At 36.9% G+C, this 24,156-nt stretch carries 24 protein-coding genes; 21 read left to right on the top strand and 3 right to left on the bottom strand.

From position 1 onward, the window contains the following. Window positions 1–112: 112 nt before the first annotated feature. The 6 genes from AAA923_RS07500 to AAA923_RS07475 are packed head-to-tail and all read left to right on the top strand — an operon-like array spanning window position 113 to window position 4,241. Window positions 113–490, top strand: a complete 378-nt coding sequence (locus AAA923_RS07500) for a GntR family transcriptional regulator (protein ID WP_338215990.1) — start codon at window positions 113–115, stop codon at window positions 488–490. After that, complete coding sequence (locus tag AAA923_RS07495) at window positions 483–1,211, top strand: ATP-binding cassette domain-containing protein (RefSeq protein WP_338215988.1); 729 nt, start codon at window positions 483–485, stop codon at window positions 1,209–1,211. Before AAA923_RS07500 ends, AAA923_RS07495 begins: the two co-directional genes overlap by 8 nt. Continuing rightward, window positions 1,204–1,956 (top strand): hypothetical protein, encoded by a 753-nt coding sequence (locus AAA923_RS07490; RefSeq protein WP_338215986.1) that lies wholly within the window; start codon window positions 1,204–1,206, stop codon window positions 1,954–1,956. Before AAA923_RS07495 ends, AAA923_RS07490 begins: the two co-directional genes overlap by 8 nt. Window positions 1,957–1,971: 15 nt before the next feature. Further along, window positions 1,972–2,682: an ATP-binding cassette domain-containing protein gene (locus AAA923_RS07485; RefSeq protein WP_338215983.1), complete on the top strand. Its 711-nt coding sequence runs from the start codon at window positions 1,972–1,974 to the stop codon at window positions 2,680–2,682. After that, window positions 2,679–3,452: a hypothetical protein gene (locus AAA923_RS07480; RefSeq protein ID WP_338215982.1), complete on the top strand. Its 774-nt coding sequence runs from the start codon at window positions 2,679–2,681 to the stop codon at window positions 3,450–3,452. The genes AAA923_RS07485 and AAA923_RS07480 overlap by 4 nt, the downstream gene beginning before the upstream one ends. A gap of 39 nt (window positions 3,453–3,491) precedes the next feature. Next, a complete protein-coding gene (locus AAA923_RS07475; protein WP_338215981.1) occupies window positions 3,492–4,241 on the top strand; it encodes a hypothetical protein in 750 nt (249 codons plus the stop codon). A gap of 177 nt (window positions 4,242–4,418) precedes the next feature. Here the strand turns inward: AAA923_RS07475 and AAA923_RS07470 are convergent, their stop codons facing one another. Continuing rightward, window positions 4,419–4,628 carry a hypothetical protein gene (locus tag AAA923_RS07470; RefSeq protein ID WP_338215979.1) on the bottom strand — a complete coding sequence of 70 codons (210 nt, stop codon included), beginning with the start codon at window positions 4,626–4,628 and terminating at the stop codon, window positions 4,419–4,421. 546 nt (window positions 4,629–5,174) lie between these two features. Between AAA923_RS07470 and AAA923_RS07465 the strand changes: the two genes are divergently transcribed. Both AAA923_RS07465 and AAA923_RS07460 read left to right on the top strand, forming a co-directional pair. Then, window positions 5,175–5,363, top strand: coding sequence for a hypothetical protein (locus AAA923_RS07465; protein WP_041500953.1), 189 nt, complete (start codon window positions 5,175–5,177; stop codon window positions 5,361–5,363). 83 nt (window positions 5,364–5,446) lie between these two features. Beyond that, window positions 5,447–6,301, top strand: a complete 855-nt coding sequence (locus tag AAA923_RS07460) for a helix-turn-helix domain-containing protein (RefSeq protein ID WP_338215976.1) — start codon at window positions 5,447–5,449, stop codon at window positions 6,299–6,301. A 51-nt stretch (window positions 6,302–6,352) separates the two neighbouring features. Here AAA923_RS07460 and AAA923_RS07455 read toward each other — a convergent pair whose 3' ends face one another. Continuing rightward, a complete protein-coding gene (locus tag AAA923_RS07455) occupies window positions 6,353–7,285 on the bottom strand; it encodes a DHH family phosphoesterase (protein WP_338215974.1) in 933 nt (310 codons plus the stop codon). Window positions 7,286–7,427: 142 nt separating this feature from the next. After that, window positions 7,428–8,885 (bottom strand): APC family permease, encoded by a 1,458-nt coding sequence (locus tag AAA923_RS07450; RefSeq protein ID WP_338215972.1) that lies wholly within the window; start codon window positions 8,883–8,885, stop codon window positions 7,428–7,430. Window positions 8,886–9,608: 723 nt separating this feature from the next. Here AAA923_RS07450 and AAA923_RS07445 point away from each other — a divergent pair. The 13 genes from AAA923_RS07445 to AAA923_RS07385 all read left to right on the top strand — a co-directional run bounded on the left by AAA923_RS07445 (window position 9,609) and on the right by AAA923_RS07385 (window position 24,060). Continuing rightward, a complete protein-coding gene (locus AAA923_RS07445; protein WP_338215971.1) occupies window positions 9,609–10,361 on the top strand; it encodes an ABC transporter ATP-binding protein in 753 nt (250 codons plus the stop codon). A 14-nt stretch (window positions 10,362–10,375) separates the two neighbouring features. Next, window positions 10,376–12,166: an FtsX-like permease family protein gene (locus tag AAA923_RS07440; protein WP_338215968.1), complete on the top strand. Its 1,791-nt coding sequence runs from the start codon at window positions 10,376–10,378 to the stop codon at window positions 12,164–12,166. A 703-nt stretch (window positions 12,167–12,869) separates the two neighbouring features. After that, window positions 12,870–13,601 carry an amino acid ABC transporter ATP-binding protein gene (locus AAA923_RS07435; RefSeq protein ID WP_338216044.1) on the top strand — a complete coding sequence of 244 codons (732 nt, stop codon included), beginning with the start codon at window positions 12,870–12,872 and terminating at the stop codon, window positions 13,599–13,601. Between the two features lie 11 nt (window positions 13,602–13,612). Continuing rightward, window positions 13,613–14,440, top strand: a complete 828-nt coding sequence (locus AAA923_RS07430; protein WP_338215966.1) for a glutamate ABC transporter substrate-binding protein — start codon at window positions 13,613–13,615, stop codon at window positions 14,438–14,440. Beyond that, a complete protein-coding gene (locus tag AAA923_RS07425; RefSeq protein ID WP_338215965.1) occupies window positions 14,437–15,075 on the top strand; it encodes an amino acid ABC transporter permease in 639 nt (212 codons plus the stop codon). The genes AAA923_RS07430 and AAA923_RS07425 overlap by 4 nt, the downstream gene beginning before the upstream one ends. A 13-nt stretch (window positions 15,076–15,088) precedes the next feature. Then, the gene (locus AAA923_RS07420; RefSeq protein ID WP_338215964.1) at window positions 15,089–15,742 is read left to right on the top strand and encodes an amino acid ABC transporter permease; all 654 of its coding nucleotides are present in this window, start codon (window positions 15,089–15,091) and stop codon (window positions 15,740–15,742) included. Between the two features lie 400 nt (window positions 15,743–16,142). Further along, the gene (gene nhaC / locus AAA923_RS07415) at window positions 16,143–17,546 is read left to right on the top strand and encodes a Na+/H+ antiporter NhaC (RefSeq protein WP_338215962.1); all 1,404 of its coding nucleotides are present in this window, start codon (window positions 16,143–16,145) and stop codon (window positions 17,544–17,546) included. A 475-nt stretch (window positions 17,547–18,021) separates the two neighbouring features. Further along, window positions 18,022–18,933 (top strand): efflux RND transporter periplasmic adaptor subunit, encoded by a 912-nt coding sequence (locus tag AAA923_RS07410; protein WP_338215960.1) that lies wholly within the window; start codon window positions 18,022–18,024, stop codon window positions 18,931–18,933. A gap of 12 nt (window positions 18,934–18,945) precedes the next feature. Then, window positions 18,946–19,623, top strand: coding sequence for an ABC transporter ATP-binding protein (locus AAA923_RS07405; RefSeq protein WP_338216042.1), 678 nt, complete (start codon window positions 18,946–18,948; stop codon window positions 19,621–19,623). Next, window positions 19,616–20,767 carry an ABC transporter permease gene (locus tag AAA923_RS07400; protein WP_338215958.1) on the top strand — a complete coding sequence of 384 codons (1,152 nt, stop codon included), beginning with the start codon at window positions 19,616–19,618 and terminating at the stop codon, window positions 20,765–20,767. The genes AAA923_RS07405 and AAA923_RS07400 overlap by 8 nt, the downstream gene beginning before the upstream one ends. Window positions 20,768–20,775: 8 nt before the next feature. Further along, window positions 20,776–21,228: a hypothetical protein gene (locus AAA923_RS07395; protein ID WP_338215956.1), complete on the top strand. Its 453-nt coding sequence runs from the start codon at window positions 20,776–20,778 to the stop codon at window positions 21,226–21,228. Between the two features lie 317 nt (window positions 21,229–21,545). Continuing rightward, on the top strand, window positions 21,546–22,034 hold the full coding sequence (locus tag AAA923_RS07390; RefSeq protein WP_338215953.1) for a prolyl-tRNA synthetase associated domain-containing protein: 489 nt from the start codon (window positions 21,546–21,548) through the stop codon (window positions 22,032–22,034). Between the two features lie 334 nt (window positions 22,035–22,368). After that, window positions 22,369–24,060, top strand: a complete 1,692-nt coding sequence (locus AAA923_RS07385; RefSeq protein WP_338215951.1) for an FAD-dependent oxidoreductase — start codon at window positions 22,369–22,371, stop codon at window positions 24,058–24,060. Window positions 24,061–24,156: the final 96 nt, after the last annotated feature.

Here is a 24,156-nt window from a genome sequence, read left to right as displayed (position 1 = left end):
TAAAGGTGATTGACATATTGGCAAAAGAAAATTTAAAAATCGTTGTTAATTGATTGCTTTTTTTTAGTGCCCGTTGTACTGTATTAGTGTACTAGAACAGTAAGAGGGTGAAATGATGGAATATATTGATAACATACCTATTTACCTCCAAATCAAGGATATCTTGTATCGCAAAATTATTAGCAATCAGTATGAATTAGGATCACAACTGCCTTCAGTAAGACAGTTGGCCGTCCAATTTTCTGCTAATTCAAATACCGTTCAGAAATCGCTCAAGGAAATGACTGAAGAAGAAGTCATTATACCGCAGCGTGGTAAAGGTAATTTTGTGACAGAGGATACCAGTATTGTGGAAAAATTAAAAGCACATATTGTCAGTGAAATGTTTGATGCAACATACGATAAATTGCATTCATTGAATATGGATGACACTGAAATTATGAATAGCTTCAACACCTACGTCAAAAAGCGGGAGGCAAGTCATGAGTAAAGTATTGGAAATTAACGCTTTAAATTATAAAAAGAATAATAAGTTAATTTTAAAAGACATTAACCTTAGTCTTGATAATGGCAAAATTATCGGTTTGCTTGGTGCAAATGGGGCTGGTAAAACGACACTCATGCGTTTGATCTCCGGTGTTAATGCTAAGACTTCCGGTCAAATCACGGTTGCTGGGGTTGATGGTAAGGCTGCCCGCAAATCATGCGTTAGTGCGACTTATCCATTAACCAGTTTTAACAAAGGCGCTGGCGAAAAAAATACTAAAGTTAAAGATGTCGTGAAATTTTATATCGACATTTATCCTGATTTCTCATTTGAAAAGTACCAGGCAATGGCTAAATTTCTAGAAATTTCTTGTGATGACAAGTTGGTCAATCTTTCAACTGGTACTGCTGAAAAACTAGAGATTGCCTTAACCTTGGCTCGCCAAGTACCACTTTACTTGTTGGATGAACCGTTGAATGGGGTCGATATTATGGCTCGTAAGAAAATTATCAAAAGTATCATTCAGTGGAAGGGTGACGATTCAACAATCATTATCAGTTCGCACTATGTGAAAGAAATCTCGAGCCTTTTAGACGATGTCGTAATTTTAAAGGACCAAACAGTTTATCAAGTTAGTCCTGTGGAAGATATTCAAGCTAAATATCACTTGGGAATTGAAGAGTATTATGAAAAAGTTTATGAAGGGGGTCTGGAAGATGAGTAGCTTAGGTCGTGTTAGTAAAGGATTACTTAAAAATAAATTTAAAATAATCAGCTGGATTTTAGGAATTCACATACTTATCATATTAGTTACTCAAATCTGGAATTCCTTCCGAACAAATCCTGGAATAACTAGTTTTACTGGTGGTGTCTTTATTGCTCTTGCCATTGGAATCTTTGCAATGGCAAGAGCAAATGAGCTGGTTTACGTTAACGACAAGTATCGTTTGATACCAATCAGTGATGCAACGCTTTATTCAAGCAACATGTTGACGTCATTTTTAGGATTAATCTATTTGATGGTTGGGGAATTTGTTGTTTATGTAGCTTCTGTCGCATTTTTCCCTAACGACTATGATCGCTTTATGGTCAGAAGTTTCAATTCAGTCCAACAGTATTATTTCAAAGCAGAAGTTGTAGTGGCATTTATATTAGGAATCATCGTCATTTGGACTGGCATAACGGCGTTACATTTATTGATCGATTGGGTTAATGATTTTCTGCCATTTAGAAGTCAAAGTTTTGTCAAAGCTATCGTTGCAGTAATCATTGTCTGGTTGTTTATGATACCTTTCAACTTTATTACAAGTAATGTTTTGAGAATCATGGGAATCAATGATTTAGATAGCAGTTTCGGTGCCGTTTCACGAGTGTTGTACTCGGGCATGGCAATGATGGTTATCTGGATTGTAATATTCACAGTTATTGATCTTTATTTATTAAATAAGAAGTCAGAAACAATTAATTAGGAAAGGGGCGTCATTATGACAAATTTGTTAAGAATTAAGAATTTGAATTATAAGAAGAATAATAAAGCCATTTTAAAAGACGTCAATTTGAACTTAGCCAGTGGCAAGATTGTTGGCTTACTTGGTGAAAATGGTGCTGGTAAAACCACTTTGATGCGTTTGATTGCTGGGGTGAATTCATTGCCTGAAGGCGTTATAACGGTCAATGGTACTAGTAAGAAACGTGAAATCAAACAAAATGTCAGTTTTAGCGATCAACTTGGTGGTTTCTCGAAGAATACCAAGATTGGCGATATCGTTAAATTTTACGAGAAAGTTTATCCTGATTTTGTGTCAGAAAAATACATGGAAATCGCTGAATATCTAGGATTAGAAGAAGATAAAAGAATTTCTTCACTTTCAACTGGTACAAGAGGCAAGCTGATTATTGCTTTGACACTATCTCGTGATACTAAACTCTACTTATTAGATGAACCTCTGAGCGGTATTGATAGTATGTCACGTAAGAAGATTATCAGCAGTATTATCCGCTGGAAGACTGATGATTCAACAATTGTCATCAGTGATCATTACGTTACAGAGATTGCTAGTCTTTTGGACGATGTAATTATTATTAAGGATGAAACAATTTATCAAGTTAGTTCAGTTGAAGATATTCAGGAGAAATATCACTTGGGTGTCGAAGAGTATTACGAACAGGTTTATGAAGGAAGTGTTACAAAATGACCAAATTTATGGGTTTGACTAGTAATTTAATGAGTGAGAAATGGCGAATGATGAATTGGATCATTATTGTTGACCTAATTTTTCTAGTTGCTGTCGATGTGTTGAGAATCTTCACAGGCGGTTGGGATGGCCAAATCATTCCAGATTATTTCTTTGCAACATTCATGGTTAGTATGAGTTTTGCTAATTTTGTTGGATTTATCTTGTTAGCACGTAAAAACGAAAGAGTTTATACGAGTAATAATTACCGTCTGCTTCCTGTTTCAGAGACTAAATTATATTTCAGTAATCTTTTAACAACTTTTTTGGGATTCATGTATCTTCAAGTTCTAGAATGCGTGATTGGAACTATTCTTTACTTTATAAGTGGTCAGAGTGATTTTAATTTAGCCGCTGGCGAAGTAAAAGGTCCAGTTGGAACAGCTGTGTTAGTGCTTCTTTTAATGCTTTTAACAATGATTCTAATTTGGATGGGTATTACTTCGGTTCATTTTCTAATTAATTGGATCGGCGGATTCTTACCATTCGCTCGCCAAAAATTTGTTAATTTCATTCTATATATCGTTGTAACGGTAGTTGGAGTTATGATTTTTAACTATACGTCAGGCAATGTGTTTAGAGTTATTTACAGTGGATCACAAGGAATTACAACATTAGGCCAAATCAACAATGTTATCTGGCTTGGAATCGGAATTGTTGTAGTTTGGGGAGTAATTTTTACAGCGTTAAATATCTATCTCTTGAAGAGATGGACGGAAACAGTTCGTTAAAACAACTACAAAATAAAGACTATGGGATGGTCCGTTATTATGAGTAGCTTACTGGGTGTAAGTAAAGATTTAATTTGGAGCAAATTTAAACTCATCAATTTAATTTTGCTCATTGATGTTATTGGAGTTTTAGTTTTCATTGGAATGAATAATTTTCACGCCAAACTGGATTCGCAGTATCCCGTCGGCTTGATGGTTAAGATTGCTGCAGCAGTTTGTGTAATTAGTATCACCTTATTGGTTCGAGCTAATGAGAATATATTATCGAGTAATCGTTATCGGTTAGTACCGATATCAGATAATAAGTTGTACTTTAGTAATTTACTAACAACTTGTCTGATTTATTTGTATTTTGGATTAGTCGAATCAATTATTTTTATCAGTTCACTGTACTATTTTATGAAAAAAGATGTCATCCATCATCTGATTGTTATCAGTGATATGCAACTGGAATTATTGATCAAAGACTTAGCAATCGGGATATTAGCAGTACTGTTGATTTTGACTGGTAGCACGTTGATTCACCTATCTATGGGGTATTTCAGCAACTTCTTACCAATTAAAAATCAAGGTATTATTCCTTTGGCGTTTTATATTTTGATAGTAACTTTTGGTGGTGCAAATATCTATTGGACATTAACGCGGATGTCAGTTCTAGGGATGTATCGTTATACTGGCATGCACAATAATGAATTTTTGATAGTAAGTGTGATAGACATTGTCGGAATATTAATTTCAATCGTAGTTGGTCTATATCTCTTGAAAAATCAAGCTGAAACGGACAGATAATTTTACGTTCATGATGGAAAAACGCACGTTGATGATTAACTTGGCACAAAATTATTAATAGAGAGTATTATCTATCTAAAGGTTGGGCCAGGAAAAGCCAATACTTTTATTGAAGACTGTTTTATCGGTTAAAAACTAAGCAAAGAAGGGAACCGTTGTGAGATTCAATAGTGATTTTTATAAAGGAAAATACTTTTGGATAGGCATTGTGGGATTACTATTTTTAGTTGATTTCCCGTGGAATAGCATCTGTACGGTTGAAGGAATTCTTTCTCTGACAATGGTTGTTATTGGTACGGTTTCATTGATTGGTTCAATTTTTAACTTTTCGAAGTATTTTTCATAAAATAAACAGAGGATTTCAATACTAGACAGCTTGTCTAGCATTGAAATCCTCCTTTTTTTTGGTTGGACCTTATCATATGGGTAACTCATAGGAAAGAAGTGACCAAAATGTCTGATCTAATTGCTTTACTAGCCCTGATTATGGGCGGTACACAAATTTTTCTAGTAATAAAATCATTTAATCAAATTAGGAGAGAGCCAAAGAATAAGTTTCCTAAAATTGAACGATTGTTATTGGTTTTTGGATCTACTTTTGGAATGATTTTAATATTTCTTAGTTTTGATATTATCTTCAAATGGATTTAATCATTTTGTTAAAAGACTTATGCTTAAGGTGTATGCCGTTTCCAGAGCTGAGAGTATTCATCTGCTGCGCGGTACGGTTCGAGCCAAAGTGCGGTCTCGAACCTCGGTTGAAGCCTTTTCAAAGACCGAAAAGTCTCCAACACGCCCGGTGGTGTAAGAGCTAAAGCTCTAACGCCACTTTCGCTGCTGATGAATACTCTCAGCTATTCCAACTAGTTTATTTTTTTATGATGGAGAATATTTAAATTAATCATAGCAGTTAGGAAAAAGGGGGATGATTTCTTGGGAATTGAGTTAATTGGGATTGTCGTTATTCTAATGGGAATCTACCAAATATATGTCGGTCGAAAAATGTATTTCAATATCAAAAAGAATGTTAAAAATCCTCAGCCATACGTGTTTATGGGCGTTTACTCGTCACTTATTATTGGAGTCATCTGTCTAGTGGTCGGTGCTTTCATGATTAAATAAGCGTTATATAACGCTGCAAGCAGAAAGTGCGTGCATTTTCCTTGATTAAGAACCTATAATTTAGGTATAGGGAAGTGAAAACGATGTCATTAGCAGATAATATTGTTAAATATCGAAAAAAGAATCAATTGACACAAGAGCAATTGGCTGAAGCATTGAGCATTTCACGACAATCAATTTCCAAGTGGGAGACTGGAGAAAATCTACCTAGTATTGATAATTTGATTTCGTTGAGTGGCTTGTTGGATATTTCTTTGGATGAGCTAATTACCGGTGAACCATATCTACACTTCCCATTCAATTATGGTAAGCCCCAGAATCGATGGTCGGTATTTTTTTTAGTATTGGTGGTTATTCTGGGGGGGTTAGTTTTCTCAGGGTTCCATCTTTTCTATGCGCCTATTTTTGGAGCGTTCGTTGCTTATGTGATGGCAATATTATTTTACCCATATGATTTCAAACGCTACTACACGTATTGGACACTGGATAAGTCAGGAATTACCTATGTGGCTAATGATAAAGATGTTTATAACAGCTTAGATGAAATAATTATTCCAATTAAAACATTATTTCATGCACGGAAAACTAAATTTATTTCCTATCAACAAATGAAGAGTATTGAAGTTAAATTGGACTTATTCAAGGTCAGTCCTAATTCAGCGATTGCACCTAAAGGTGGCTATGCACCAACCGAAGGACAGTATATGCACGAGGCTTTTCATCTGATTATTACGACTAAAGATGATCAAACAATCTATTTGGATTTGCGGCAGTATTATTGGCCACGGTCAAAGGAACGTCAAATGTTGGCGACAATTATTTCTTTCTTGAGACGGAAGAATATTGAATTTGTCGATAAGCAAAACATTGCAGAAATGGTTCGAGATAGAAGTATCAGTTTGACTAAAGAACTATATGAATTACGGGATAAAAAATAAAAGAAGGGTCGTCAATCCGCGGATTGACGACCCTTTTAAAGTCTAAACATTTTATTTATTCAAATTATCCATATCTTTAATTAAAGCTTCAACTTCATCCATACTACCAACGTAAACACCACTAGCTAATGGATGACCACCGCCACCGAATTTTTCAGCAACGCCATTGATAGCAACATTCTTTGAACGTAAGTTAACACGGAAATGATTCGTATCTTTTTCACTGACAACAATCCAATTATTGATGGTGTTAATGCGACCAATCAATGGCACCACGTGATCCAACTCACCATCATTTAAATTGAATTTATCAAATGTTGGCTTTCTGATGATGATGTAGCCAAACCCAGAATCAGTAATTTGAAAGTTATTCAAAATATAGGCTTCCAAACGTGCTACTTGCAATGACATCTCATCTTCATGCAAAGCAATCTGAGAAATATCGATTCCAGTTTTAGCCAATTCAGCGGAAATTCTCAAAGTTCGATAATCAGTTTCTCCGTATAAGAAACGGTTTGTATCACCGACGATACCAGAATAGAGGCTGAATGCCGATTTTTTCGAAACTTTGAGTGGTTCCAATTTGTCAGCCAACGTGTAAATCATTTCGGCACAACTTGAATATGATTCATCCACCCAATTAATATCGCCGAATGGGTCAACATTGGGATGATGGTCAATTTTAATAATTTTGGCTGCCTTTTGATAGGTACCATCATTGTCGAGTCGTGGAGAATTGGCAGTATCGACCGCAATAACTAGGGCATCCTGATAGACGTCACTAGAAATTTGGTCCATTTTGCCAATCCAATCGAGCACGGTTAAGTCGATTCCTGTCACATAAATGTCCTTGGTCGGAAAAGATTCTTGCAAGATGGTTTTCAAACCAATTTGTGAACCAATGGCATCAGGATCAGGATTTTGATGTCTGAGAATAATAATTTTTTGGTACTGTTCAATGTCTTTTAAAATTTCATCAATCATATGAAGACCCCTCAGCTTTTATTGATTTATTTATATATTACTAAAAAAGACGGTTATGTAAATATAATATCAATGTTTAAACGTAATTAATTACTTTAATAATAATCTCTAATTAGCTTAACATTAAATGACTGTAAAACAGCTAGTTAGTTTCGTGTGATCTTTGGAAGTATGCAATCAAAGGTAAAATAATCCCAATTAAAATCATTAACACAGGTTCCAAAATGTTCAACGTTAAAACGTGTGTCCATGCTGAAGTACCAGGAGTTTCATCGGTTGGGAAGATACCCAATGTGGCGGCTCCGAAGGTGATTGCAAAACACCAAATACCAACTAAAATAGCAAAATATTTATTTTTAATATAAACGAAGTCAGATTTGAATTTATCATCGTGTAATCTAACTAGGATAAAGGAACTGAACAGGAAACAGGTTGTATATGGTGAAACGATACCGTTTAGATTCAAGAGTTGGTTGAAGATTGAATTCATATTTGGCAACGTTGCACTCATGACCATGATAAGTGTACAAATACCAGTCGTTAGCCAGTAACCATTGATTGGCAAGCCACGCTTATCAGTTTTAGTAAGACCTTTTGGTAAATATTCTTTCGCGGTATCAGATAGGAACATTCTCGTTCCGGCATCCAAGAGGACAGCCAATTGCGCCATCATGTAGAGTGCCTGCGTTATAGCGAATAAGTATAGGAAGAAACGACCCATGCCGAATTCTTGTCCCATGTATTGGAAAGCATAGTAAGAACCGTTCATCTTCAAGTCATTTGGCAAATGGTGGGCATTGAAGAATACTCCCAAGGCAAATGAACCAAGCACAGTTAGAAAACCAGTCATAATGGCTAGCATCCACATAGCTTTTGGAAAGTCACGTTTACCGTTCTTCATTTCTGTAACGTATGGTGCAGCGAATTCTGATCCGTTCATCGCAAAGATGACGAGTCCAAATGTTGAAAGATAATGCATATCGAACTTAGGAATAAATGATTTTATAGTAAATGGTTGGGTATGTGGCATGTTACCTTTGCTCAAGTAAACAAAAGTCATGATGACATACAAAATTGAGATGATAAACATCGCACCACCACCGAGAATACTCAAAATTTGTAATGAGTTTCTCAAATAATGTTGGATAAAAATAAAGACTGTAAAAATAACGGCTGTCAAAAGGGCAAACATTGAATTGCTCATCTTATCTGACATTGAACTGTTACCATTGATCAACCAGCCAAATGATACCAACGTTGAGTTAGCAACATCGACAATATAAGGCAAACTAGAAACCCAAACAGTCCAAGCACAAATATAGCCCCAGACATTACCACCAGTGGCACGTACCCAAGAAGTAACGCCACCACCTTCTTCATCAAATGTTGAACCGAGATGACCAACCATCATCTCATAAGGTACAACGAATACAAATAGCATAATAATCCATGTAAATACGATTCCCAAACCTTGGTTATGGAAATTGTAGACAATATCATCGAAGCCAATAACGGTAACGAAATCCATTAAAGCAACGACAGGCCAACTAATAAACGACTTCTTAGAACCAGCGTCGATATTTGGCAGATTTTTCCCCATCGGAAATACACCCCTTTGTTTTGTAGATTAACGTATTGTTTGCCGTCTACAGGACTGAGAATATTCTACCCGCTATGCGGACCGGTTCGAGCCAAAGTGCGGTCTCGAACCTCGATTGTTTGAAGCCTCGCACAACCCGCGAGTCTCCAAATTCGCCCGGTGATGTAATGGCTAAAGCCATAACGCCACACCCACAGCGGGTAAATATTCACAGTCCTTGCGACTAATTGATTTCCTATTTAGTACGAAGGTTTTTACGAATATCTTCAGCTCTTTTCGACTAACTGTTGCTGTAATAATCAAAAGGCTGATTTGTTTAAGCATTCAGAAATACCCGTTAAAATATCTATTCATAAAAAATAAATTAGTTGGAAGAGCTGAGAGTATTCATCAGCAGCGAAAGTGGCGTTAGAGCTTTAGCTCTTACACCACCGGACGTGTTGGAGACTTCCCGGTCTTTGGGAAGGATTCAACCGAGGCTCGAGACCGTTCTTTGGCTCGAACCGTGCCGCGCAGCAGATGAATACTCTCAGCTCTGGAAACGGAACTAGAGCAACATGTTAATCAATTTTTTTAGGCCATCTTTGCGAATTGATAGTCCAAAAATATTATATCTCACAATGAAAGATTGACTTACAAAAATGTAAGGAAATGTAAGAAGAATCGCACGACCCAAAATGGCTATCCAGTTATGATAGATATATCAAATGGAGGGAAGTACAAATGCAAAAAATCGTCGATGTACAAAATATTGAAAAAATTTATGGTAAGGCCGGTGAGAAACAATTTAAGGCTTTGTCAGATGTTAATTTTGAAGTAAAACCCGGCGAATTCGTAGGAATTATGGGTGCTTCAGGTTCAGGTAAGACAACACTTCTAAATATTCTATCTACTTTGGATACACCAACTAGTGGTCGTGTTGAGATTGCCGGACAAGATATTACTAAATTAAAGAACAATCAAATGGCTGATTTCCGAGCTAATAAAATTGGTTTCATTTTCCAAGATTTCAACTTACTAGAAAATTTAACTGCTTACGAAAACATTGCTTTACCTTTGGCATTACAAAATAAACCTGCTAAATCAATCAAGCCAGCCGTTATGAGCATCGCTGAAAAGCTTGGCTTAACTGAAATTTTGAATCACTATCCAACTGAATTGTCTGGTGGTCAAAAACAACGTGTCGCCGCTGCTCGTGCCTTAGTTCACGAACCATCAATTGTCTTCGGTGATGAACCAACTGGTGCGCTTGATTCTAAGAGTGCTCGTGCTTTGATGGACACACTAACAAAAATTAATCGCGAAGATAATGTTTCAATTTTACTTGTAACGCATGATCCATTCTCAGCTAGTTTCTGTGATCGCATTTTATTCATCAAAGATGGTGAAATCGGCCAAGAGTTGAAAAAAGAAGACGATAGCCGTGCTGAATACTATCAAGAAATCTTGGATTCACTAGGAACATTCGCTGAATAGGAGAGGAGGACATTATGTTAAACAAATTAGCCTTGAGTGGTATTAAACATCGAATGCGTGATTACAGCGTGCTGTTTTCTGGCTTGACGATTGCTTCAGCCATTTTCTACATGTTTATGTCACTGGCAACTAATCAAAATTTTCTAAAGTCCAATTCTCCGGCCGCAGCAACTAGTTTTATCTTCGGATTCGGGATTGTACTGTTAGCCATCATAACGATAGTTTACGTCAATTATGCCAACACTTTTCTGTTGAGCATGCGTCAAAAGGAATATGGGATGTTCATGATGCTCGGTGCCAAGAGTAGCAAGATTTCCCGCATGATTTTTGTTGAAACATTTGCTATTGGTGCTATTTCAACCTTGATTGGCTCAGCCATTGGTATTTTGGCAACTGGTTTTGTCAGTAAGTGGATTATCAACGCCCTAGATATGCAAGTTAAACACTTCAACAGTTTCTATCTACCTGCTTTATTATGGACGTTCGCATTTTTCATCATTATCTTCATGTTCTCAGCAATTAGAAATTCAATTTCACTCCGTCGTAGTAAGGTTTTAACGCTCTTAAACCGTGACAGTCAACCAGTCAAAATTAAGCGTAACGGCGTTTTAAAAGCTGTCCAAGCTCTACTTGGTCTAGTACTACTAATTCTCGGTTATTTAACAATGTGGTATATCGGTCAAAATGCTGGTTTCATCATGATTGGGATTCCAATTGCTTTAGTTACAATCGTTGGTGGAACTTACTTCATGATCAATTCCTTCGTTACAACAGTTATCGGAATGTTGAAACGCAACACAAAGTATTCTCAAAAAGGTTTGAACAATTTCACCTTGTCACAATTGAGCTTTAGAATGAACGACTATACTAAGATTCTCTCAATGGTATCGATCATGTTCGCCTTAGCCCTTGGTGCTATTACAGTTGGACTAGGCTTCAATAATCAAATCGACAACGTAGTTAACGGTCAAAACTATTATGATGTGCAATTAACTAACCCAGATGCTGCACAACAAAAGCGTTTGAAGAGTTTGAATATTGAAAAGAAAAATACTTATCACTTTAAATCTGATAAGACAAATGTCTACTATCAAGCAAGTGAATTCGAAAAACAACCAATCGGCTATTCACAAATTGATACGAAGACAATGGTTTCAAAACTTCGGACTTCAACCAATCCAAGTAAAAACGATAATGCCAAATATGAATTGATGAATACAAGAATGCCTGATCAACGTGGTCATGTTGCTAAATTTGTCAGTGACCAAGAATATAAGGCAATCAATGCTCCCGAAACAACAACTGTCTTGGTTAAAACTAACTCATTCAAGAACAATTTATCTGAAATTAAGGCCATCTCAAAAGCTGAAGTCAAACGTTACCCGGTTTTGAAAAATGCTGGTGGCGATAAATACAGTGCTTATACATTGATCAACGGATTCTTCTCTGGACTAGAATTCATGGGATTCTTCCTTGGAATTGCCTTTCTAGCCATGTTAGCTAGTTGTTTAATGTTCAAGATTTTATCTGGTGCCAATGGGGATGTTAAGCGTTACAACATGCTCTACAAGATTGGTACAAGATCAAAAGTTTTACGTGCAACAATCAACAAGGAAATTGCCGTATTTTTCTCAGTTCCCGCAATCCTTGGAGTGGTTCACGTATTGCTTGGTTTACAAATGTTTAGTGCAATTCTTTATAAACCATATGCACATATCGAAATTCCATTCGCAATCTTCATCGTTCTATACCTTGGTTATTACTTCCTAACTAGATATCTATACAAGAAGATTGTTCTAAAGTAACATGCAGTGCTGCCGTATCCAGAGCTGGGAAATATTCTCGAGCTGTGCGGAACGGTCCGAGCCAAAATGCGGTCTCGAACCTCGGTTTGAAGCCTTGACACGGTTCGTCAAGTCTCCAAACACGTCCGGTGGTATAAGTACGGAAGATTCCTTCCGTACTTATACCACTACCACGGCACACAAATATTTCCCAGCTCTTCCGACTAATTGATTGGTATTAGTTGAATTTGAAATAGGTTATCAATAAGCACCACGCATAATGTAACAGGTTCCAGCAGTTTCTTCCGAGAAACTGCGCACAACGGGTACTCTCAGTTCTGGAGACAGAATACGAAAAACCTTTTGTGCGCAGCTTCTCGGAAACGAGAAGCACTTCCCCCCTTAATAATTAATCTTTTTAGATTTCGAAATCCTCAACAATTTTTCGAAAACATTAAAAAAGTTCACTTTAGTTTTAATAAAGTGAACTTTTTTATTTGTTCGTAAAATTTTTTTTAATTTAAAAAGCGTTAAGATTATAATCCCTATAACATTGGTGTTATAGTTTTTCTGGGTCAATGGTCATTCGTTAAAAAGACGAACATTTCTTTCACAAAATGTTTTTTTGTTGCCAAAACATAAATTAAACATTAAAATTTTCTTAATATAATTTTTTAGAATTATTTTTCACGAAGTAAGAAGGGAGCATTTAGCTATGTCATCAATGATTGAATTCCGCAATGTGCAAAAGTATTACGGAGATTTCCATGCTTTAAAGGATATTAACTTGGAAATTGACAAGGGTGAAACAGTTGTTTTAATCGGACCATCTGGATCAGGTAAGAGTACTTTATCCAGAACTGTCAATGGTTTGGAAACAATTCAAGAGGGGCAATTAATTGTTAACGGACGTGATATTGCTGAGAAATCAACTGATATCAACCGTATTAGACGTGATGTCGGAATGGTTTTCCAACACTTTAACTTGTACGCCAACAAGGATGTTCTCGAGAATATCATGTTAGCACCTAGAATCGTTTTAAAAATGAATGAAGAAGAAAATAAAAAGCAGGCCATGGCTTTGCTTGATCAAGTCGGTTTAGCTGATAAAGCTCATAATATGCCTTCACAAATCTCTGGTGGACAAAAACAACGTGTCGCCATCGCTAGATCTTTAGCCATGAAACCTCGTTGCATGCTATTTGACGAACCTACCAGTGCTTTGGATCCTGAAATGATCGATGATGTTTTGAAAGTTATCAAGTACGTTACTAGTCAAAGCGATATGACTTCTCTAATCGTTACTCACGAAATGGGCTTCGCTCAAGAAGTTGCTAACCGAGTTATCTTTATGGCTGACGGTGAAATTTTGGAAGATGACGACAAGGATACTTTCTTCAATCATCCAACTAATGAACGTGCTACACAGTTCTTGAGCAAGATTATTAAACACTAGGGGGTAAGAATATGAAACGCTGGAAATATTTTGCAGTAATTGTCACTTCTTTACTTCTAGTCTTTACATTAGCCGGCTGTGGTTCACAATCACTGTCGTCACAAAATCTTTATGAAAATGACAAAAAATCCAAAACAGTAACTTGGGGTGTTAAAGCCGATACTAAGTTGCTTGGTTTGGTGGATGTTAAAGACGGACAAGAGAAGGGATTTGAAATTGATTTAGCCAAAGCTATTACTAAGAAAATGTATGGTAAAGATGCCAAAGCTAAATTCGTTACCGTTACATCACAGTCACGTATCCCTTTGTTAAAGAATGGTAATATCGATGCTATCATCGCTACAATGACCATAACGCCGGAACGTCAAAAGACAATTGATTTTTCTAACTCATACTTTGATGCTGGTCAATCAATTTTAGTTAAAGACAGTTCGCCAATTAAGAAAGTTCAAGATCTTAACAATAAGACAATCATTGGGGTTGTCGGTTCTAACTCAGTTCAAAATGTTAAAAAATTTGCTCCAAAAGCTCGAGTTCTCCAATTGCCTGATTATGCTCAAGCTCTAACAGCTTTAAAGTCAGGTCAGGGCGATGCTTTGACAACTGATAACGTTATTTTAGCTGGTATGGCAGTTAAGAACCCTGGCTACAAGCTACAAGGTAAGGCCTTTACCACTGAACCTTATGGTATTGGTATCAACAAAGGTCAAACTGACTTAAAGGCTGGTATTAACAAGGCTTTGGGTGAAGTTGAGGCTGATGGTACATACAATAAATTAATCATTAAGTGGTTTGGTAATGTACCTGGATTTAACTACAAGGAGGTGCTACGCAAATGATTCATCTACTAACAAGTAACTGGAGTGCATTTATCAGTGGTTTTGGTTGGACGTTGCTATCAAGTATTTTGGCACTGTTCTTTAGTTTAATTATTGGATCACTGTTCGCAATTCTCGAAGTAGTACCAAATAAATTTTTACGTATCATCGGTAATATCTATGTGGAAGTTTTCCGTAATATTCCGCTACTAGTTATTACAATGTTTTTCTACTTGGTAATTCCGTTGTACGTTGTCAAAATCAACGGATTTACAGCCGGAACAATTGGTTTGACGATTTATACATCAGCCTTTATCGCTGAAACTGTTCGTGCTGGTATCAATTCAGTTGATCCAGGACAAATGGAAGCCTCTCGTGGACAAGGGATGACTTTCTGGCAAGCGATGCGTTATATCGTTTTACCACAAGCCTTCAAATACGTTATTCCACCATTGGGTAATCAATTCGTTAACTTGGTCAAAAACTCTTCAGTTCTAGCCTTCATTGCTGGATTTGACTTGATGTACCAAGGTAATGCGATTGCTTCACAAACGTTTGATACAGTTAATACTTACATTATTGTTGGTGTATTCTACTTGATCATAACGTTGCCAATTAGTTACTACATGCAACATCTAGAAAGAAAATTAGCTTAGGAGGAGAAAAATAATGCAAAATTGGATTGACGCTTATTCATGGATCAATATCAGATTCCTTCTCCAAGGCTTATGGATCACGATTTTGATCTCCGTTATATCAGTGATTTTGAGTTTTATTATTGGATCAATTTTGGGAATCATTCGTTACGCTAAGATTCCTTATTTATCAAAAATAGTTGGTTTTATCATCGATGTTATTCGTAATTTACCATTGCTACTGATTATCTTCTTCGTTTACTTTGGCTTGCCAGCATTTGGTTTCAAACCGGATACGATTCCCGCAGCCATTTTAGCGATGACAGTCTTCGAGTCGATGATGATTGCCGAGATTATCCGTTCAGGTATTTTGGCAGTTGATCCCGGACAAATGGAAGCATCACGGGCAATGGGGATGAAGATGTCGCAAGCAATGTGGCATATCGTTTTACCACAAGCATATAAAAAGATGATTCCAGCAATGGTTAGTCAATTTATTTCATTGATTAAGGATACATCTTTGGCAACAATCATTGTTGTGCCAGAATTGATGCAACACGGTCAAGTTGTTTATGGACAAGACCCTAACTTCATCATTCCAGTCTTCGTGGCTATGGCGGTTATGTACTTTATCGTTTGTTACGCGTTGTCACTGTTGTCAAAATTTATCGATCGTCGAATGGCATAAAAAAATATTTAAAGTTGACAGAAATGAATCAGCCTGTTATTGTTTAAGGCAATCAAATAAACATATATAAGTGTCTGAATTAATTAGTAATGTATCTGGGCGTAAGAAAGCCGGTGGTTGATGCGAACCGGTCAGGGTGCAATTATGAAATACCAGACATGACTTGGTTTTTCCAAGCGGAATAAGAGAGCCGTTATTCTCAAGAGTGGAGCAATAGTTTTTTTGAACTATGCTCAAGCTGGGTGGTACCACGGTAAATCGTCCCTGTTGCATATTTTTGCAGCGGGGACTTTTTTTATACAAAGGGGTACGGAAAATGATGATCAATACATGTGGTGGTAATCCTCGATATTAGTTTTTTCTAACATTCACAGTTAAAAAACAATTTGGAGGATTCAAAATGAATAAGGGTAAAAAGAATGTCAGTTTTAGAGAAGCAATCGCAATTTTGGTAGTGATGTTGATTGTTTTAGGATTTGGAGTTATCAAGTTTGGCTTGTCACCTCAAACACCAGTCTTAGTAGTTATCGGCCTATTGATTTTATGGGCTAAGGTTCGTGGTTCTGAATGGGATGAAATTTTTGATGGTATTACCGATGGCGTTAAAAACGGAATTATTCCCATCTTCATTTTTATTTTAATCGGAGCTTTGATTGGAACATGGATCGCAGCCGGAATTATTCCATCAATGATGGTTGCCGGTTTCCACTTAATTTCAGCACAATGGTTTGTGCCATCAGTTTTCCTAGTTTGTGCCTTGATTGGAACATCAATCGGTAGTGCCTTTACTATTATTTCAACAATCGGAATCGCACTATTCGGAATGGGTCAAACTTTGGGAATGAATCCAGCTTTGGTTGCTGGTGCAATTATCTCTGGTGCCATTTTTGGCGATAAGACTTCACCACTTTCAGATTCAACAAACTTGGCTTCAGCAATTGCCGAAGATGACTTGTTCGATCACATTAAAAACTTGATGTGGACAACAATTCCCGCATTCATCATTTCATTGATTCTTTACGCAATTCTAGGCAACGCCGGTTCAGGCGCTAGTTTATCTAAAATCGATACAACTTTAAACGTTTTGAATTCTAATTTCATCATCACATGGTGGTCAATTTTACCAATTGCTTTATTGTTCGCTTGTTCCATTATGAAAGTTCCTGCCATTGCGACATTGATTTTAAATATCACCGTAACAGTCGGCATGATTTTTATTGAAAAGCCTGGTACACCGGTAAAAGCTATTGCTGGATTTATTGAAAATGGTTTCGTTTCAAAAACTGGTACTGCCAGTGTTGACGCTTTGTTAACTCGTGGTGGAATTTCTTCCATGATGGGTACAGTCTCATTGATTTTCCTAACTCTTTCGTTAGGTGGCTTGTTAATGAAGTTTGACGTCATTCAAACAGCCATGACACCACTAGCTAAGAAGCTTAAAACACCAGGCGCCGTCGTTACAGCAACAATCCTTTCAGGAATCGGCGTTAACATCTTCGTTGGTGAACAATACTTATCAGTTATCCTACCTGGTAAAGCATTTAAACAAACATTCAATGAACATGGTTTGGATAACTTGGCCTTGAGTCGTGTACTTGAAGATGGTGGTACAGTAATCAATTACTTGATTCCATGGGGCGTTGCCGGAGCTTTCGCTGCCAATACCTTAGGAGTACCAACATTAACCTTCTTACCATTCTGTTTCTTTAGTCTATTATCACCAGTTCTTTCCATTATTAGTGGATTTACCGGAATTGGTTTAAAACGTCAGGATAAGACATCTAAAAAAGTTGTGACTGCTTAGGTGTCTTTGGACGCCGGAGGGCGTCAATAATGTAGTTCCGCTATGGGGACCGGTTCGAGCCAGAGTGCGGTCTCGAACCTCGATTTTGAACCTTGCACAGTTCGCAAGTTTCAAAACTCGTCCCGTGGTGTAATGGCTAAAGCCATAACGCCACCTGCATAGCGGACTACATTATTGACACCCTCCGGCTTTTTGTTTTGAAATGGATATATTCTTATGCTTTGTTTGATGATAGTTTGTAGGACACAATATAAATTGAAAGGTATTAAATAAAATGAGATTCTGATCAGAATTGTTTAATTGAAAATTTGTCAGAAAAGTGTAACCGCTAACTTTACTGGTACCATTAAACTTTTAAAAAAATCAGGGCAGAAATGCTCTATTTTTTTGCCATCAAACATTGACAGTACGCCAATTTTTGTCTAGTTTAAGACTGTTATGCTATTTAAGATAAGCAAATTTAGGGAGATTATTTATGAAGAAAATCAAGATTGCTATTTGGGGTATTAATGTTGTCCTAATTGCCGTTATTTTGTTTTTAGTTTTAGGAAACGGCTTTAAGAATGATACTAATAAAATAGATTACAAAACTTATACTGTGCAGCGCGACAATACTAATTATTTCAACGGTATTGTTCAAGAAACAGATAAGCAAGCGGTCAGTGACCAACCCAAGAGTGAAGATGAAACTTTGACTTCAACTCACGTTATTAATGGTCAAAAAGTTACCAAAGGACAAGTATTATTCAGCTTTTATCGTGATATGAGCAGTGACTTGGCCAGTGCCAACGCTGAGATTCAACAAGCCCAACTTGCAATCCAAGCATATAATTCAACCGACAAAACAACGGCTGACAAGATTGAATTGAGTAAGAATCAAGAAATGTTAGCTGAAACTCAAGCTAAAATTAACAAGATTACTAAGGCTCAAAATAGAACTGTTTTGGCACCAATCAGTGGTGTTTACTACAAGGATGATGCTGGAAGAAGTTATATTTACGGCGCTCCAGTTATCCAAGGTAATGTGAATGAGTACAGTCTTGATAAAATCAAACTTGGTGCTGACGTTACAATCATCAAGAATGATGGTACAAAGATTTCTGGTAATTATGAACAAAAAGATGCCATTCCTTACAGTACTCACAACGTTTCTTACTATCACTTCCGTGTTGCGACTGAAGACAAGCTCCCATACGGCATGCATGTCCAAATCAAGACTGAATCTGACGGTTACAAGATTCCTTCTAAAGCTGTTTGGAGTAAGAACACAGTCTATCTTTTGAAGAATGACAAGAAGCACAAGAAACATGTAACAATGATGAAAAAAGATCAAGATTACTATGTGATCGATGGGCTTAAGGCTGGCGACAAGCTAGTCTTAAAATAAGGCGGTGAAATGATGCTTAAAGTTACTGATATAGGTAAAACTTATGGCAAATTCACTGTGTTACAGAATATCGATTTAGAGGTTGCTGATGGGGAATTTTTAGCAATTATGGGACCTTCTGGATCAGGTAAGTCGACTTTGATCAATATCTTGGGATTATTGGATCAAAGTTATACTGGTGAATATCTGCTTGAAAATAAAAGCTACAAAGAAGTTAACGATAATGAGTTGTCACAAATCCGTGGCGATCAATTGGGATTTGTTTTCCAAAATTTTAAATTATTAACGACATATAACGTTTATGAAAATATTGAAATTCCACTTATTTATAGTAAGAAAAAGCAAAGCAAGAAACACGAAATGGTTGAAGATGTCATCAAAAAGGTTGGTTTGACTGGAAAAGAGAAAAATCGTCCAGCTGAACTATCTGGTGGCCAACAACAACGTGTTGCGATTGCTCGAGCTATTGTTAACCGTCCCAAGTTGATTATCGCGGATGAACCAACTGGTGCTTTGGATTCCAAGACTAGTAAAGAGATTATGGAAATCTTTACGAAATTGAATCAAGCTGGAACAACTATTATCATGGTTACTCATGATAGCGAAGTGGCTGATTATGCGATGCGTACAGTCTATATTCGTGATGGCCGTCTATATAATGATGAAAAGAGTGTGAAAAATCATGACTGATAAAATTATGATTGCTCTCAAATCAATTGGTAAGAATAAAAATCGTAATTTTCTAACAATGTTGGGAATTATTATTGGTATCGCCAGTGTTATTTGTATTTTGGCAATTGGGGATGGCTTTACACATACTGTTACCAAAGGTATGGGCAGCCACGATACTCGTAATAAAGTTACTTTACAGTGGCAATCAACGTCTGATTACAATACTGACGGTGGTTTCACACCAAATGACGCTTCAGTCTTGGCCAAAGTTCCAGGCGTTGACCATGTGAAATTGACTAGTAGCATCGTTGAAGCTGGTGCCAAAGTTCAATATAAGACGAAGAATATTTCGATCGGTTTGAATAAGCAGCCTAAACATTTGAAGTTAGTCAAGGGGACTTATTTCAATATGACAGGTGCTTCAAACGGTGTTTATATTTCTGAAGATTTAGCGCACAGATTATTCAAAGAGAATGCCATCAACCGTTTAATTTCAATTGATGGAACAGTTTTCGTTGTCCAAGGAATTTATCATATCAGCGATATGAATTACCGCCCAGATGCTTACGTTTCTAAACAAATTTTCAAGGATTTGTTTGCTAATCAGATTTCTAAGGATCAAGCTAAATTGTACGTTCAACCAGATGCTAATAAGAAACAAGTTGGTAAGACAGCTGTTAAGCGTATGAAGAAGATGGGTGAACAGAAGCATACAGGTGACTATTCTGTTTCTAATCCAGACGCTATCAGTAAACAATTCACTCGTGTCTTAAATGATATTACGTACTTTATTGCCTTTATCGCCGGAATTTCTCTATTAATTGCGGGTATCGGCGTTATGAACGTTATGTATATTACTGTTTCCGAACGTCGCAAAGAAATCGGGATTCGTCGTGCTTTCGGTGCCACATCTAGTGATATTAGAAATCAATTTTTGATTGAAAGTGTTGTTCTCTGTGTTATCGGTGGAATCATTGGGATTATCTTTGGATATATCTTTGTTTCAATAATAAATGCATTCTTACCATTCAAAGCCGTTATAACGGTATACGCAATAATCCTATCGTTGTCAGTTTCGACCGCAGTTGGTTTGATTTTCGGATTTATTCCATCAAACAAAGCGGCTAAATCAGAACTAGTTGGATTATTGAAAGAAGAGTAGGGGAAAATATGAAGAATTTATATAAATTAGATAGACTTTCTGTTTTGGGGACAGTCTTGATTAGTATTTTGATACAAGTTATTCAAATGATTTTAACTGATCCTAACGTTTCAGAAATGCCACAAATGGGTAAATGGTTGAAGTTGTTGATCTATGTAATTGGTGCCGTACTTGCCTTTGCGATTGCTTATTGGTTGTTCAACTTGTTATTGAAAAATAATGATAATTACAAAGCTAAATTAGCTATTAATATGGCAATTGGTTTAACAATTGAAGCTTGCTTGATGATTATCGTATTTTTGATTGCTGGCAAAACTAATATTTGGATCAAGGGAATTGTTGGTGTTATTGGTTTTGGTAGTATGGCTGGTTTGAACTGGAAGTTTTTGGAAGTATCACAGTCAGATAAGATTAAAATCAGCGTTTTAACTGCAATTTGGTTTATTTTGACATTGTTCTAAGATGCCGCCTCCGGGTGACAGTGATTTTTCGCCTGCTGTGAGGACCGACTTGAGCCAAGGTCTCAAGTCTCGCTTTTGAGCCGAAAACCACGTCTCAAAAGTCGTCCTGTGTTGTAATGGCTAAAGCCATAACGACACCTTCACTGCTGGTGAAAATCACTGTCACCCTCCGGCTAGTTCATTAATATTTTGTTGATTGGTTAAAACTTGATTAATATTAAATGGGTTTCATAAATCCTGCATAGTTTAAGAATGTGGCCAAATAACGTTCACTTCTCTGATAGAATGGGTCTAAAAGGTTCTTTGGGGGAAATGTTATGAGTCCATTTGAGCGGGTTAAAGCTGAATTAGCTAAACTGAATATTTCTTATGATATTGTTGAACATCCGGCTGTTTTTACCACTGATGTTGCAGATGAATATATCAAAGGTAAAGTTGGTGTTAGAACTAAGTCGCTGTTTCTAACTAATAAGAAGAAAAAAGCTTTTTATTTAGTTTTTATGGATGACGACAAACGTTTGGATATGAATCACTTTGCTGAAATCGTTGGAGAGAAACATATCAAATTTGCTTCAGAAGCTAGTTTGATGGAAAAACTTGGCTTGAAACCAGGAGTTGTTTCAATCTTTGGTTTGTTGAATAATAAGGAAAAAGATGTTCAAGTTTACTTTGAAAAGGACATAGTTGGTGATATTCCATTAACATTCCATCCGAATGACAATACGAAAACGATTTTTGTTAAAATGGACGATTTGGTTAAATTTTTAAATGATTTAGGATTTGAATATAACGTAATTGAATTATAGAGACTTTTCTTGAGCTGGAAATCGCAGTTTAAGGAAAGTCTTTTTTGGTATATAAACTATAGTCACAAAAAGAGAGATTTAACTGTCTATTTATGAAATATCAATAATATTAGCTGGAGGTTGCGAGAGATTCTACCCGTTGTGGATGTGGTGTTAGAACGGTGGTTTTCCGTTCTTACAGCACGGACGTATTTTGAGATTCGCGTTTTTTGCGAAGCTCAAAATCGAGGCGTGAGACCTTGGCTCGCACCGGTCCCACATTAGGTGGAATCCCTCGCAACCGGAAGCGGCAAAATGTTATGATAAATTAAATAAAATAGGGGGATTTAAGCGAATGGTTAATAAGAAAATTGTGATTGTTGGTGGTGTCGGCGGCGGTGCCTCAGCTGCTGCCAGAGCTCGTCGTTTGGATGAATCGGCTGAGATTACGATGTATGAAAAGGGACCTAATGTTTCGTTTTCTAACTGTTCTTTGCCATACCATTTGAGTGGTCTGATTCCTGATGCTGATAGTATCGTTATGAAGACTCCGGAGCAATTTCATAAGCAATATAATATCAATGCGGAAGTTAACTCAGAAGTGGTTGATATTGATGCTCAACAAAAGACGGTTCAAGTTAAGGATGTTAATACTGGCGAAATTAGAACGGCTGCTTATGATGAATTGGTATTGTCGCCAGGAGCTAATCCCATCATGCCAAAATCTATTAAAGGTATTGATAAATCAAATGTCTTTTCAATTCGAAATGTAGTCGATATTAAGTCACTGCAAGCATATTTGACGGATGACAACGTTACTGATGTCGCCGTTATTGGTGGTGGTTTTATCGGTTTGGAAGTTGTCGAAAATATTGCCCAAACTGGTAAAAAACTAACATTAGTTGAAGCGGCTGATCATGTTTTAGGAACGATTGATGATGACTTCGCTCAATTGGTACACAAGAATCTTTATGACAATGGTGTTCAAGTTATTTTGAATGATGGTTTGGCTGAAATAAGCGACCAACATATTACGCTGACTTCTGGTAAAGAAATCAAGGCTCAAGCAGTCGTTATGGCGATTGGAGTCAGTCCTGATACGGCTTTGGCAAAGAATGCTGGCTGCAAGATTGGCGTTACAGGTGGTATTGAAGTTAATCAACAATTTGAAACTTCGGTGCCAGATATCTATGCGGTCGGTGATGCGATTGAAGTTACCAATATGATTACGCGTCAGAAAACTCGTTTGGCATTGGCTTTTCCAGCTCAAATGGAAGCACGTGATGCGGTTGATCACATGTATGGACGTCCAGTTCAAAATCAAGGTGTGATTGGGTCGCAAGTGATTCACTTGTTCGATTTGAATGTTGCTTCGACTGGATTAACGGAAGCGGCCTGCAAGCAAAATAATTTTGATTACCGTTCTGTGACCGTTATACCGCAGAACCGTGTCGGCGTTATGCCTGATACATCACCAATATTCTTGAAGCTAGTTTTCAGTTATCCAGGTGGTGAAGTCCTTGGTGCACAAGCAATTGGTAAATCTGGAGTCGACAAACAAATTGACGTTATAGCAACCATGATTTCGATGCACGGTAATATTTCCAACCTAACTCATTTGGAATTGGCTTATTCACCTTGGTTCAGTACGGCTAAAAATGCGGTTAACATTGCCGCTTTAGTTGCCGAAAATGTTCTCAATGGTGAGTATCAACAGGTTTCAATTAGTAAGGTACGTGGATTGGTTGAAAGTGGTGCTTTTATTATTGATGCCAGAGAACCTAATGAGTACGCAGCTGGTCATATTACGACCTCAATCAATATTCCATTGAGTCAATTCCGCCAACGTTTGGACGAAATTCCAACTGATAAGCCAGTGTATATTCACTGTCAGTCCAGTCAACGTAGTTATAATATGGTTCGAGCTTTGAACAATCTTGGTTATACCAACATTACGAATATTTCAGGGTCATTTTTAGAGCTGATGCAATATGAATATTTCAAGGACCAAACAACTGATCGAAAATCAATTTTGACTAATTATTAATTAATGAAAATAAGACAAAAATTTTAGTGTTTTATATAAAATAATCGCGGTACAACAGCATTCCACTACGTGCGATAATGACGGTGGGGAGAATTG

The sequence above is a fragment of the Companilactobacillus muriivasis genome, assembly GCF_036246245.1.
Taxonomy (GTDB): domain Bacteria; phylum Bacillota; class Bacilli; order Lactobacillales; family Lactobacillaceae; genus Companilactobacillus; species Companilactobacillus muriivasis.
This window is presented reverse-complemented; position numbering and strand designations above follow the sequence as displayed.

Coding starts and splice junctions, on each gene's coding strand:
- AAA923_RS07500 (WP_338215990.1), top strand. CDS start 113: ATGATGGAATATATTGATAACATACCTATTTACCTCCAAATCAAGGAT.
- AAA923_RS07495 (WP_338215988.1), top strand. CDS start 483: ATGAGTAAAGTATTGGAAATTAACGCTTTAAATTATAAAAAGAATAAT.
- AAA923_RS07490 (WP_338215986.1), top strand. CDS start 1,204: ATGAGTAGCTTAGGTCGTGTTAGTAAAGGATTACTTAAAAATAAATTT.
- AAA923_RS07485 (WP_338215983.1), top strand. CDS start 1,972: ATGACAAATTTGTTAAGAATTAAGAATTTGAATTATAAGAAGAATAAT.
- AAA923_RS07480 (WP_338215982.1), top strand. CDS start 2,679: ATGACCAAATTTATGGGTTTGACTAGTAATTTAATGAGTGAGAAATGG.
- AAA923_RS07475 (WP_338215981.1), top strand. CDS start 3,492: ATGAGTAGCTTACTGGGTGTAAGTAAAGATTTAATTTGGAGCAAATTT.
- AAA923_RS07470 (WP_338215979.1), bottom strand. CDS start 4,628: ATGCTAGACAAGCTGTCTAGTATTGAAATCCTCTGTTTATTTTATGAA.
- AAA923_RS07460 (WP_338215976.1), top strand. CDS start 5,447: ATGTCATTAGCAGATAATATTGTTAAATATCGAAAAAAGAATCAATTG.
- AAA923_RS07455 (WP_338215974.1), bottom strand. CDS start 7,285: ATGATTGATGAAATTTTAAAAGACATTGAACAGTACCAAAAAATTATT.
- AAA923_RS07450 (WP_338215972.1), bottom strand. CDS start 8,885: ATGGGGAAAAATCTGCCAAATATCGACGCTGGTTCTAAGAAGTCGTTT.
- AAA923_RS07445 (WP_338215971.1), top strand. CDS start 9,609: ATGCAAAAAATCGTCGATGTACAAAATATTGAAAAAATTTATGGTAAG.
- AAA923_RS07440 (WP_338215968.1), top strand. CDS start 10,376: ATGTTAAACAAATTAGCCTTGAGTGGTATTAAACATCGAATGCGTGAT.
- AAA923_RS07435 (WP_338216044.1), top strand. CDS start 12,870: ATGATTGAATTCCGCAATGTGCAAAAGTATTACGGAGATTTCCATGCT.
- AAA923_RS07430 (WP_338215966.1), top strand. CDS start 13,613: ATGAAACGCTGGAAATATTTTGCAGTAATTGTCACTTCTTTACTTCTA.
- AAA923_RS07425 (WP_338215965.1), top strand. CDS start 14,437: ATGATTCATCTACTAACAAGTAACTGGAGTGCATTTATCAGTGGTTTT.
- AAA923_RS07420 (WP_338215964.1), top strand. CDS start 15,089: ATGCAAAATTGGATTGACGCTTATTCATGGATCAATATCAGATTCCTT.
- nhaC (WP_338215962.1), top strand. CDS start 16,143: ATGAATAAGGGTAAAAAGAATGTCAGTTTTAGAGAAGCAATCGCAATT.
- AAA923_RS07410 (WP_338215960.1), top strand. CDS start 18,022: ATGAAGAAAATCAAGATTGCTATTTGGGGTATTAATGTTGTCCTAATT.
- AAA923_RS07405 (WP_338216042.1), top strand. CDS start 18,946: ATGCTTAAAGTTACTGATATAGGTAAAACTTATGGCAAATTCACTGTG.
- AAA923_RS07400 (WP_338215958.1), top strand. CDS start 19,616: ATGACTGATAAAATTATGATTGCTCTCAAATCAATTGGTAAGAATAAA.
- AAA923_RS07395 (WP_338215956.1), top strand. CDS start 20,776: ATGAAGAATTTATATAAATTAGATAGACTTTCTGTTTTGGGGACAGTC.
- AAA923_RS07390 (WP_338215953.1), top strand. CDS start 21,546: ATGAGTCCATTTGAGCGGGTTAAAGCTGAATTAGCTAAACTGAATATT.
- AAA923_RS07385 (WP_338215951.1), top strand. CDS start 22,369: ATGGTTAATAAGAAAATTGTGATTGTTGGTGGTGTCGGCGGCGGTGCC.